Raw genomic sequence first — 12,697 nt, 5'->3', positions numbered from 1 at the left:
ACATATTAATTTCTCCTTTTTCGATTAATAAGGTCTAATACTTTATCTCTATTTTTAAAATGTGTTTTCGTAATTTTATCTAACTGTTGCATGTCATATTTTTGGACGATTTTTGCTGCTTCTAAATCTACTTTATTACTTGCGCCTTTAGGGATAATGATATTTAAAGATTTCGCTAATTGATCCATGTGTTTAACAAGTGCATATCTCGCAATAATACTAGCAGCAGCAATTGCGATTGATTTTGATTCACCTTTTGTTTCAAAGTGTGTAATGTCTTTACGTGGCATTTGGCCAATAATATATCGTTCATATGTGCTTGCTTGTACGAACTGATCAATTACAATTTGTTCTAATTCTTCTTCGTCGATTCTTGAGATGACATTTTTAATAGCTTGATTGTGAAGGACTGCTTTCATTTTAACTTGACTCCAACCTTCTGCTTGCTTTGTATTGTAGTTGGGATTATCAAGTACAATTAGAGAATGAGGGCATATTTGTATAATTTGTTCAGCTAGTTCTACAATTTTAGGATCAGTTAAAGACTTGGAGTCCATTACACCAATTTCTTTTAAAATTTTAGCGTTTTGTTTAGATACGTATGCTGCACATACTGTCAGTGGGCCAAAATAATCGCCACTGCCTGCTTCATCACTACCAATTGTATTATGTATATCAAATTCATATTTTTTTGTAACAGGTGTTGATTTAGAAGGTGATGACGTTATGTTTTCTTTAAGTACTTCACTTGCTACTTGTTCTGCATCTTTACCTTGAAACATTATTTTTTTTGAACGGTATATTTGGACTTGTGTACTTTTTATTTTTTTGCGGGCTAAAGTGCCAGTTGGTAAGTTCTTTGTTTCCATATTATATTGTTTTATAAGTTGATTGATTGTATTGGAGTCAATTGTTTTTACGATGTTTGCCACTTTTAAGTCCTGCCTTTTTAATTTTTTCTATAAATAGAGTAGCATAAATTTATGATATAAACGAATTTTCTCAAATCAAGTTGGTGGATATTCATACACAAATGAACTTATGTCATGTATAATATAGTATGATTACATATATAGAAATCCATTTATAATTTGAACAGGGGTAGTATAATGAGTGAAAATAAAAATAGAGTGACAGTGGTTATAAATGATCAACATTATACAATTATTGGTGAAGACGATCCATCACATATTCGATATGTAGCTGGTAGAGTGGATGAAAAGTTGCAAGCGCTCGGGCAATTAAATGCAGGCTTGGATACAACGCGTAAATCTGTTCTTACAGCTGTTAATGTTATGCATGAATATGTTAAATTAGAAGAAGAAAATGAAAAGTTAAGAGAAGAAATCAAACAATTTAAAAATAAAGGACATTTAGAATGATAACTTTACTTATATTTTTATGTTTAATTATAGGTGTCATCATTGGATATAGACGTAGTTTAGTATTACAATCATTACATTCTATCGGCACGATTAGTTCATTGGTGATTGCCAGCATTTGTTACGCACCATTTAGCAAGCAATTGCATTTAATATTACCTTATCCGAGTGCGTCTACAGAAGGTAAGAATGCAATATTTAATAATATTAATAATGAGAATGCATTTTATAATATTATGGCGATTCTCATTTTATTTGTTTTTACTAAAATAATTTTACAAATTGTAGCAACAGTATTTGATTTTTATCATCAAATGGAATTTGGCGGTAAATATGCAAGATATTATGGTATCGTACTTGGATTTATAGAAGCGTATTTAGTTGTAATTATCATACTAGCAACAGTTGCCGTTATTCCGGTAGCACCTTTTATAGATTCGTTACAACAGTCTTCTATTGGTAATATAGTATTAACAAAGACACCATTCTTATCTGAACAATTAGTAAAATGGCTTTCAAATTAAATGAATTCATATTGAAAAAAGTCATGGGAGAACCTATGACTTTTTTTACGGAGGAATAGACATGTTAACAAAAAAAGATATCGTAAAAATGTTAGAAACAATTGCAGTATACATGGAAATTAAAGGTGAGAATCCATTTAAAGTATCAGCATACAGAAAAGCGAGTCAATCATTAGAAACAGATGAAAGAACGTTAAATGAAATAGAAGATGTGACATCATTAAAAGGCATTGGTAAAGGTGTAGGCGATGTCATAAATGAATATATAGATAATGGGACACAAAGTTATTTAGATGAGTTAAAAGAAGAAATTCCAGAAGGACTTATTCCATTACTAAAAATACCTGGATTAGGTAGTAAAAAAATTGCGAAATTATATAAAGAATTAAATATAAAAAATAAAGAAGATTTAATCAAAGCGTGTGAAAAGAATCAAGTGTCTGAATTACCAGGCTTTGCGAAAAAGACTGAACAAAAACTTCTTGAAGAAGCGAAAGTGTTAGGGCAACGACCTGAAAAATATCCAATCAATACAATGATTAAAGCACATGAAGTTATTAATCAATTTTTAGATAATGTTGAAGACATTATTCAATATCGAGTTGCAGGTAGTTTCAGAAGAATGAAAGAAATGAGCAAAGACTTAGATTATATTATTTCAACTGAAGAACCTACAAAAGTACAACAAGCACTACTCGAGTTTCCAGATATAAAAGAACAAATTGCTGTTGGCCAAACGAAAGTTTCTCTAGATTTACAAATTGAAGATGATGTTATTGGTGTTGATTTTAGACTGATTCAACCAGAAGCTTTCTATCATACATTGCAACATTTTACAGGTTCTAAAGACCACAATATTAAAATTAGACAACTTGCTAAACAAAAAAATGAAAAAGTAAGTGAGTATGGTATAGAAGAAGCAAATGGTAACATCATTACTTATCAAAGTGAAAAGGAAATTTATGATCATTTTAACGTGCCATATATACCACCAACAATGCGTGAGGATGGTACAGAATTTGATAAAGATATTCAAGATATCATACAGTTAGAAGATATTAATGGTGATATTCATATGCATACAACTTATAGTGATGGTGCATTTAAACTTGAAGAAATGATTGAAGCGGCAATTGAGCGTCAATATCAATTTATTTGTATTACAGACCATTCTAGAAGTTTAGCAGTAGCAAATGGTCTATCTATTGAACGCTTATTGGAACAAAATGAAAAAATTAAAAAATTGAATGAATCATATAAAGAAATTGATGTTTATAGTGGTACAGAGATGGATATTAAACCAGATGGTAGTTTAGATTATCCAGATGACGTATTGAAAGAATTAGATTATGTGATTGCAGCAATCCACCAAAGTTTCAATCAATCTGAAGAAGAGATTATGAATAGACTTAGAACTGCATGTGAAAATCAATATGTCAGACATATAGCACATCCGACAGGTAGAATCATTGGTAGAAGAGAAGGATACCGTCCTAATATTGATGAACTTATTAAAATGGCTAGAGATACTAATACAGTATTAGAACTGAATGCTAATCCACAACGATTAGATTTAAGCGCTGACGTATTAAAAAATAATCCTGACTTAATGATTACAATCAATACGGATGCCCATCATATTGATCATTTTGATTTCATGAAATATGGTGTTGGAACGGCTCAAAAAGGTTGGGTTAAAAAATCACAAGTTATTAATGCTAAATCACGTGAAGCATTTAAAAAATGGATCCAATCAACAAAATAAAGTATTAAAAGAAGAGGGAAGATAATATGAATGAGAAAACATTAAAAGTTCTTGAATATCCCTTAATTATTCAACAATTGTCTACTCATGCGACAAGTGATATTGCTGAACGCCTTATTAACGAACTTAAACCAAGTGATGAACTTGAAACAGTTCAGCAAAGTATAAATGAAACAGACGAAATGACTCAAATTTATAATAAACATAGAGTACCTGGGTATTCAGGGCTAAAAGATATTAAATCCTATGTAAGACGTGCAGAAATTGGCAGTTTGTTAAACGTTGAAGAATTAAACCAAATTAAACTTAATATTCAAGTTCAAAATAGATTTAAAACATTTTACGCAAGTATCGTTGATGAAGATGAAGCAATTCTTTATCCAAATATCCATGGTTATGTTGCACAATTGCCAATTTTAAGTGACTTACTAAATCAAATAAGTGAACAGTGTGATGAACATGATTTGTTTGATACGGCAAGTCCGAAATTAGCTGAATTGAGACATCAAATTAAAAAAACGAATGATCGCATTAAATCAAGATTAGAGCAAATGGTTAGATCTTCAGCTAATCAGAAGAAATTATCGGATTCAATTGTAACGGTTAGAAATGATAGACATGTACTTCCAGTTAAGGCAGAATATCGTCAAGATTTTAATGGAATCGTGCATGATCAATCTGCTTCAGGCCAAACATTATATATTGAACCAAGTGCAATTGTTGAAATGCATAATCAAATCGCTCAAGTTAAAGCTAAAGAAAAAGAAGAAAAAGACAGACTGTTATATATTCTGACTGAACAAGTTAGCGAAGTAGGATATGAATTACTTTCAAGTACAGATGTTATAGGGCATTTAGATTTTGTGACGGCAAAAGCGAAATTTGGTGCAACTATTAAAGCTACTAAACCAATCATATCTGAAGATAGAGCAATATATTTGCCTAAAGCAAGACATCCATTAATTAATCAATCAGAAGTTGTCAGCAATACGATTGAATTTAAAGAAGATATAAATGCTGTTATTATTACAGGTCCTAATACAGGTGGTAAGACTGTTACCTTAAAAACAGTTGGTTTAATCACGTTAATGGCACAATCTGGTTTGTTAATTCCGACATTAGATGGCGCAATTATAACAATATTTAAGAAAGTATTTTGTGATATTGGTGATGAACAATCTATTGAACAATCGTTATCGACTTTTTCATCACATATGAAAAATATCGTCAATATTATTGATCAAGCGGATAAAGATTCATTAATATTATTTGATGAATTAGGCGCAGGAACTGATCCTAGTGAAGGTGCAGCATTAGCAATGAGTATTTTAGATTATACGATTGAAAGAGATGCTTTAATCATGGCAACAACACATTATCCTGAACTTAAAGCATATAGTTATAATCGAGAAAAAGTGATGAATGCAAGTGTTGAATTTGACGTTGAAACATTAAGACCAACTTATAAATTATTAATGGGCATACCAGGACGTTCAAACGCATTTGAAATCTCTAAAAAATTAGGGCTTAAAAATGAACTCATCAATCATGCGAAATCACTGATTGGTCAAGATGAAAAAGAAATCAATGTCATGATAGAATCACTTGAGAAAAATGCTAAATCTGTCGAAAATGATCGAATTGAAGTTGAAAAATTAAAACAAGAATCTATAGACTTGCATCAATCATTAACACAAGAATTGCAACGCTTTGAAAACTTCAAAACACAATTGATGGATGAAGCGAGAAATAAAGCCAATCAAGAAGTTAAACAGAAGACTGAAGAAGCGGAAACAATCCTTCAAGAACTAAGAGATATGCGAGATAATTCAGCTGCAAAGGTAAAAGAGCATGAATTGATTGAGCGAAAGAAACGACTTGATAATCAATATACATCTCAATCCCTGAAACAAAATGTTAAGAAAGAACGTCACGATAAAATTGAAAAAGGTGATGACGTTAAAGTATTATCATATGGTCAAAAAGGTGAAGTTATCGATGTGATCAGCGATGAAGAAGTAGTTGTTCAGATGGGTATACTAAAAATGAAAATAGAAGTAAAAGATTTAGAAAAACTAGATAAAAAGAAACAACAGCCAAGTAAAGTTGTTCCTAGAACGAATCGCTCTACTATAAAAATGGATTTAGATTTACGAGGTTACCGATATGAAGATGCTATGTTAGAATTAGACCAATATATCGATCAAGCAGTACTTTCTAATTACGGTACAGTGAATATTATTCATGGTAAAGGTACAGGTGCATTACAAAAAGGTGTAGCTGATCATCTTAAAAAACATCGTTCTGTAGATTCATATCGTACTGGTATGCCTTCAGAAGGTGGATTTGGTGTTACTGTTGTAACATTGAAATAAGGAGGAAACATATTGGATAATTTTGATATGTATAAACTAGCTAAAGTATTACTCGTTATTTCTGCTTTAACATTTATAGCAGGTATTGCATACTTAATATTTTTATAAGGAGGAATTTTCTTGATAAATACAAATGTTGAAAACCACGTTCTTTATATACAATTAAATCATGGTCCAGTAAATGCTTTAAATGAGGCAGTATTAAATAATATTATTGAAGCAATTGAAACACAAGGTTTCGATGATGAAGTGAAAGTCATCGTTATAAAAGGTAATGAAAAATGTTTCTCTGCAGGTGCAGATATAAAATCATTCCCAGAACTAACTAAACATGAAAGATTAGATTTAGCTTCTACAAGTGCTAAATTATTTAGATTGATTAAGACTTGTCATAAGCCAGTTATTAGTTCAATTCATGGTGTTTGTTTAGGTGGTGGATTTGAACTTGCTTTAGCATGTGATATGAGACTAATCACGAAAGATACAAAAGTAGGATTACCTGAAATTAATTTAGGTATATTCCCAGGCTTTGGTGGTGTCAGACGATTATCTACTATGGTAGGTCAACATAAAGCATTACAAGCTGCATTAACAGGTGAGAATATCAATTTAGAAGAAGTGAAACATTTATTCAATGAAATAGTTGAAGATAAAGAAGCATTAGAACAGACTACTGAAAAATTAGCTACTACAATTGCTTCTAAATCTTTAGACTCTATTAAAGTCATCAAGCAAATGTCTAATTTAGATTTATCATTAGAAAGTGATCAAATTGAAGAAAGACATTTTGTTGATATTATTGAAAGCGACAATGCAAAAGAAGGTATTGATGCATTTATAAACAAAAGAAAACCTGAATTTAAGTGATTGCTAATATAGTTCATATCAAGTACAATACACTTTGAGCAAACAACATGCATTGCAAAATAAAGCGTGCTATACTCTCATTATCATAAGTTAACAAGGAGGATTTTTCCAATGGCATTATTAAAAGCAACAGATGCAAATTTCGATGAACAAATCAAAGAAGGCGTTAGTTTAGTGGACTTCTGGGCACCATGGTGTGGACCTTGTAAAATGATCGCGCCAGTATTAGAAGATTTAGCTAAAGACGTTGAAGGTAAGGCTAACATCGTTAAATTAGACGTAGATGAAAACCAAGCAACAGCAGCTAAATACGAAGTTATGAGTATCCCAACTTTAATCGTATTTAAAGATGGCGAAGCTGTAGATAAAGTAGTAGGTTTCCAACCTAAAGAGCAACTAGAACAAGTATTATCTAAACATTATTAATCGTTACAACCTATGATTAATCCAAACTGTCTACAAAGCATATGACTTTGTAGGCAGTTTTTGTGTGATGATAGATATTTATATAGAACATATGTTTTGGTCAATGTAAATTTTATTGATATAATGAATTTAAAAAGGTAGGTGATAAAGGTGGAGGACTACCAAAAGAAAATTAAGCAAAAACTTGAAGTTTTACCAACAGAGCCTGGATGTTACATCATGAAAGATAGACAACAAACGGTTATATATGTTGGTAAAGCTAAACGATTAAGAAACAGAGTTCGTAGCTATTTCACAGGTGCACATGATGAAAAGACAACTCGTCTCGTAGGGGAGATTAGAGATTTTGAATTTATCGTGACTTCAAGTGAAATAGAATCATTATTACTTGAACTTAACTTAATTAAAAAACATCAACCACGTTATAATATATTATTAAAAGATGACAAAAGTTATCCATTTATAAAAATTACAAAAGAAAAACACCCTAGACTTATTGTAACGAGAATCGTAAAAAAAGATTCGGGTAAATACTTCGGACCATATCCTAATGCTTATGCCGCACATGAAACGAAGAAATTACTAGATAGAATTTATCCATTAAGAAAATGTGTCACAATGCCAAATAAAGTATGCCTTTATTATCATATTGGCCAATGTCTAGGACCTTGCGTTTATCCAGTCGAACAAAGCGAGTATCAAACGATGATCAAAGAAATTACTGATTTTTTAAATGGTGATGACAAAACAATCGTCAATGACTTAAACGAGAAGATGAATCAAGCGAGTGAAGCTTTGAAGTTTGAAGAAGCGAAAGAATACCGTGACTTAATACAACATATTGAAATGTTAAATTATAAACAGAATATGATGTCAGCTGACATGACGATGAGAGATATATTTGGTTATTCGGTTGATAAAGGATGGATGTGTATTCAAGTATTCTTTATTAGGCAAGGTAAATTAATTGAAAGACAAGCATCTATGATACCTATCATTCAAACTGCTGAAGAAGAATTCTATACATTTATTGGACAATTCTATTCTTTAAATCAACATTTAACGCCTAAAGAAATTCATATCCCGAAGAATTTAGACATTAAAACAGTTGAGTCAGTTGTTGATTCAAAAGTGGTTCAGCCTAAAAGAGGTCAGAAAAAAGAAATGGTGGATCTTGCTATAAAAAATGCGAGCATCTCACTAAAAAATAAATTTGAATTAATTGCGAAAGATGAATCTAGAACAATCAAAGCTATTGAGAACTTAGGAGAGGCTATGGGTATTCAAACACCGATTAAAATTGAAGCATTTGATAATTCTAATATTCAAGGTGTAGATCCAGTATCCGTTATGATTGCCTTTGTGGATGGTAAGCCAAGTAAAAAGGACTATCGCAAATATAAAATTAAATCCGTAAAAGGTCCAGATGATTACAAGTCGATGCAAGAAGCGGTTAGAAGAAGATACACAAGAGTATTAAAAGAAGGACTGCCAATTCCTGATTTAATTATTGTTGATGGTGGTAAAGGACATATGTCTTCAGTGAGAGATGTATTAGAAAATGAATTAGGACTTGATATACCAATTGCAGGTCTAAGTAAAAATGACAAACACCAAACTTCAGAATTATTGTACGGATCACAAGCAGAAATTATACCACTAAAGAAAAATTCTCAAGAATTTTATTTACTTCAGCGTATTCAAGATGAGGTGCACCGATTTGCAATTAGTTTCCATAGATCAACAAGACAAAAAACATCACTTAAGTCAGCTTTAGATGAAATAGAAGGTATTGGACCAAAGCGTAAACAATCATTATTAAAACATTTTGGCTCTATTAAAAAAATGAGAGAAGCGAATTTAGAGGATTTTGTGAAAATTGGTGTTCCTAAAAAGGTTGCTCAAAACTTAGTAGATAAGCTTAGTCAATAAATGGTAAAATTACAACAAAAAATCTATATATTTGGGTATGAGAATAATTCTCATGCCCAAATTCATACTTAATGATGTTACAATATACATGTAAATGCTCATCGAATTTTTTTTGGGATGTATGTAATCGTTTTCAGATTATTATGTTCTTAATATAACGATAGGGCCATAGATTAAAGTTAGGGGGGACTTCTTTTGGCGTCAAGCGAAAAACAGTTTATTTTACGTCGTATTCATTCATTATTAGGTGTAATTCCTATAGGAATATTCTTAATTCAGCATTTGGTTATTAACCATTTTGCAACGATAAGTCCAGAAGCTTTTGATAAAGCATCAGATTTTATGTGGAACTTACCATTTAAAATTGTTTTAGAAGTTGTAGTTATTTATATTCCTATACTATTCCACGCTATTTATGGATTATACATAGCGTTTACAGCTAAAGAAAACGTAGGAAGGCATTCACTATTTAGAAACTGGATGTTCTTATTACAACGTTTAACTGGTATCATTTCATTTATTTTCATAGCTGTTCATGTTTACCAAACGCGTATTCAAGCTGCATTAGGACATCACGTTGACTTTGATATGGTTTCAGATATTTTATCTAATCCAATTTCTGTAACGCTATATGTTATTGGTGTATTAAGTGTTATATTCCATTTCTCAAATGGTTTATGGTCATTCTTCATTACTTGGGGAATTACACAATCACCAAAATCACAACGTTTTATGACTTATGTAACTTTATTTGTATTTATCGTAATTAGTATTATTGGCTTAAGAGCTATTTTTGCATTCGTATAGGATTTATACTTTTTAGGGGAGTGACAATTTTTATGGCAAACAACAAAATCATTGTTGTCGGTGGTGGTTTAGCAGGACTAATGGCAACTATTAAAGCTGCTGAACAAGGTGCGCATGTTGATTTATTCTCATTAGTACCTGTTAAACGTTCACACTCTGTTTGTGCTCAAGGTGGTATTAACGGAGCTGTCAATACTAAAGGTGAAGGTGACTCTGTTGACATTCACTTTGATGATACAGTGTATGGTGGAGATTTCCTCGCTAACCAAACACCTGTAAAAAATATGACTGCAGCAGCACCAAGTATCATACATTTATTAGACAGAATGGGTGTAATGTTTAACCGTACACCAGAAGGACTTTTAGATTTCCGTCGATTTGGTGGTACTTTGCATCATAGAACTGCATATGCAGGTGCAACAACTGGACAACAATTACTATATGCATTAGACGAACAAGTTAGAAGTTATGAAGTTAAAGGTTTAGTTACAAAATATGAAGGTTGGGAATTTTTGGGTATTGTTAAAGATGAGGAAGATGCTGCACGTGGTATCATAGCTCAAAACTTAACAGACTCTAAAATCGAATCATTTAGATCAGATGCTGTAATTATGGCAACTGGTGGACCAGGTATCATATTTGGTAAATCTACTAACTCAATGATTAATACAGGTTCAGCAGCTTCTGTTGTTTATCAACAAGGTGCTAAATATGCAAATGGTGAATTTATTCAAATTCATCCAACTGCAATTCCTGGTGATGATAAATTAAGATTAATGAGTGAATCAGCTCGTGGTGAAGGTGGACGTATTTGGACGTATAAAGACGGTAAACCTTGGTATTTCTTAGAAGAAAAATATCCTGATTACGGTAACTTAGTACCTCGTGATATTGCGACTCGTGAAATATTCGATGTTTGTGTGAACCAAAAACTTGGTATTAACGGTGAAAACATGGTATACCTTGATTTATCACACAAAGATGCACATGAGTTAGATGTTAAGCTTGGTGGTATAATAGAAATATATGAAAAATTCACTGGTGACGACCCTCGTAAAGTCCCAATGAAAATTTTCCCAGCAGTTCATTATTCAATGGGCGGTATCTGGGTAGACTTTGATCAAATGACAAATATTAAAGGTTTATTCGCTGCTGGTGAATGTGACTACTCACAACATGGTGGTAATAGATTAGGTGCAAACTCTTTATTATCTGCTATCTATGGTGGTATGGTTGCAGGACCAAATGCAGTTAAATATGCTAATAATATTGAAAAATCATATACAGAATTAGATGAAGAAATTTTCCAAAAACGCATAAATGAAGAACAAGAAAAATTCGATCATTTATTACAACTTAAAGGTACAGAAAATGCTTATAAGTTACACAAAGAATTAGGAGAAATTATGACAGCCAATGTTACAGTTGTTCGTCATAATGATAAACTTCTTGAAACAGATAAGAAAATTGTTGAGTTGATGGAAAGATATCAAAATATTGATATGGAAGATACATCTACTTGGAGTAACCAAGCTGTATTCTTTACGCGTCAATTATGGAATATGTTAGTGTTAGCAAGAGTTATTACGATTGGTGCATATAATCGTAACGAATCACGTGGTGCACATTACAAACCAGAATTCCCAGACCGTAATGATGAAGAGTGGTTAAAAACAACGATTGCTCAATTTAGAGGACCTAAAGAAGCACCAGAATTTTCATATGAAGAAGTGGATATTAGTCACATTAAACCTCGTAAACGTGATTACTCTAAGAAATCTAAAGGAGGTAAATAATTATGGCAGACACTCAAACAGTTGAAAACAATGCACAAGGTCAAAACCAAGAAAACAAAACGATTTCAATCATTATCAAACGTCAAGAAAATGATAAATCTGAACCTTATGAAGAAAAATTTGAGATTCCTTATAGACCAAATATGAACGTTATAGCAGCTTTAATGGAAATTCAAAGAAATCCGATTAAGTCAAATGGTGAAAAGACGACACCAGTAACTTGGGATATGAACTGTCTTGAAGAAGTTTGTGGTGCATGTTCTATGGTTATTAACGGTAAAGCGCGTCAATCATGTTCAGCTATTATTGATCAATTGGAACAACCAATTAAACTTGAACCAATGAAGACATTCCCAGTTATTCGTGATTTACAAGTTGACCGTTCTCGCATGTTCGATAACTTAAAAAAAGTTAAAGCTTGGGTACCAATTGATGGTACTTATGACTTAGGACCAGGACCTCGTATGCCTGAGAAGAAACGTCAAACAGCATATGAACTTTCTAAATGTATGACATGTGGTGTATGTTTAGAAGTTTGTCCGAACGTAAACGTGAATAATAATTTCATGGGTGCTCAAGCAATTTCTCAAGTTCGTTTATTCAACTTGCATCCAACTGGAAGCATGACTAAAGATGAACGTATTAGAGCACTTATGTCTGATGGTGGTATACAAGAATGTGGTAGTTCTCAAAACTGTGTAAATGCTTGTCCAAAAGGTATTCCTTTAACAACATCAATCGCAGCAATGAACAGAGAAGCTACTTTCCAAATGTTTAAATCATTCTTCGGTTCAGATCACGAAGTAAACTAATAAAGATATGA

Annotated in this window: 11 protein-coding genes; 10 read left to right on the top strand and 1 reads right to left on the bottom strand. The window is 32.0% G+C overall.

Annotated features, from left to right (window positions below; all coding sequences use genetic code 11):
• Window positions 1-5: 5 nt before the first annotated feature.
• Window positions 6-932, bottom strand: a complete 927-nt coding sequence (gene rnhC / locus MUA60_RS10455; protein WP_262648186.1) for a ribonuclease HIII — start codon at window positions 930-932, stop codon at window positions 6-8.
• A gap of 177 nt (window positions 933-1,109) precedes the next feature.
• On the opposite strand from rnhC, the gene zapA reads away from it, so the two are divergent.
• The 10 genes from zapA (at window position 1,110) to sdhB (ending at window position 12,686) form a co-directional block, all read left to right on the top strand.
• Window positions 1,110-1,382 (top strand): cell division protein ZapA, encoded by a 273-nt coding sequence (gene zapA, locus MUA60_RS10450; RefSeq protein ID WP_262648185.1) that lies wholly within the window; start codon window positions 1,110-1,112, stop codon window positions 1,380-1,382.
• Window positions 1,379-1,906, top strand: a complete 528-nt coding sequence (locus MUA60_RS10445; protein WP_262648184.1) for a CvpA family protein — start codon at window positions 1,379-1,381, stop codon at window positions 1,904-1,906. Before zapA ends, MUA60_RS10445 begins: the two co-directional genes overlap by 4 nt.
• Window positions 1,907-1,967: 61 nt before the next feature.
• The gene (polX, locus tag MUA60_RS10440; RefSeq protein ID WP_262648183.1) at window positions 1,968-3,671 is read left to right on the top strand and encodes a DNA polymerase/3'-5' exonuclease PolX; all 1,704 of its coding nucleotides are present in this window, start codon (window positions 1,968-1,970) and stop codon (window positions 3,669-3,671) included.
• A gap of 26 nt (window positions 3,672-3,697) precedes the next feature.
• Complete coding sequence (locus tag MUA60_RS10435) at window positions 3,698-6,046, top strand: endonuclease MutS2 (RefSeq protein WP_262648182.1); 2,349 nt, start codon at window positions 3,698-3,700, stop codon at window positions 6,044-6,046.
• Window positions 6,047-6,166: 120 nt separating this feature from the next.
• Window positions 6,167-6,913 carry an enoyl-CoA hydratase/isomerase family protein gene (locus MUA60_RS10430; RefSeq protein WP_262648181.1) on the top strand — a complete coding sequence of 249 codons (747 nt, stop codon included), beginning with the start codon at window positions 6,167-6,169 and terminating at the stop codon, window positions 6,911-6,913.
• Window positions 6,914-7,024: 111 nt separating this feature from the next.
• Window positions 7,025-7,339: a thioredoxin gene (gene trxA / locus MUA60_RS10425; protein WP_025904628.1), complete on the top strand. Its 315-nt coding sequence runs from the start codon at window positions 7,025-7,027 to the stop codon at window positions 7,337-7,339.
• 150 nt (window positions 7,340-7,489) lie between these two features.
• Complete coding sequence (gene uvrC, locus MUA60_RS10420) at window positions 7,490-9,271, top strand: excinuclease ABC subunit UvrC (protein WP_262648180.1); 1,782 nt, start codon at window positions 7,490-7,492, stop codon at window positions 9,269-9,271.
• Between the two features lie 195 nt (window positions 9,272-9,466).
• Window positions 9,467-10,078, top strand: coding sequence for a succinate dehydrogenase cytochrome b558 subunit (locus MUA60_RS10415; RefSeq protein ID WP_262641293.1), 612 nt, complete (start codon window positions 9,467-9,469; stop codon window positions 10,076-10,078).
• A gap of 32 nt (window positions 10,079-10,110) precedes the next feature.
• On the top strand, window positions 10,111-11,874 hold the full coding sequence (gene sdhA / locus MUA60_RS10410; protein WP_262648179.1) for a succinate dehydrogenase flavoprotein subunit: 1,764 nt from the start codon (window positions 10,111-10,113) through the stop codon (window positions 11,872-11,874).
• 2 nt (window positions 11,875-11,876) lie between these two features.
• Window positions 11,877-12,686 carry a succinate dehydrogenase iron-sulfur subunit gene (gene sdhB, locus MUA60_RS10405; protein WP_262648178.1) on the top strand — a complete coding sequence of 270 codons (810 nt, stop codon included), beginning with the start codon at window positions 11,877-11,879 and terminating at the stop codon, window positions 12,684-12,686.
• Window positions 12,687-12,697: the final 11 nt, after the last annotated feature.

The sequence above is a fragment of the Mammaliicoccus sciuri genome (assembly GCF_025561425.1).
GTDB classification, from domain to species: Bacteria; Bacillota; Bacilli; order Staphylococcales; family Staphylococcaceae; genus Mammaliicoccus; species Mammaliicoccus sciuri_A.
The sequence above is the reverse complement of the archived record's forward strand: the minus strand, read 5'-3'. Positions and strand labels throughout refer to the sequence as shown.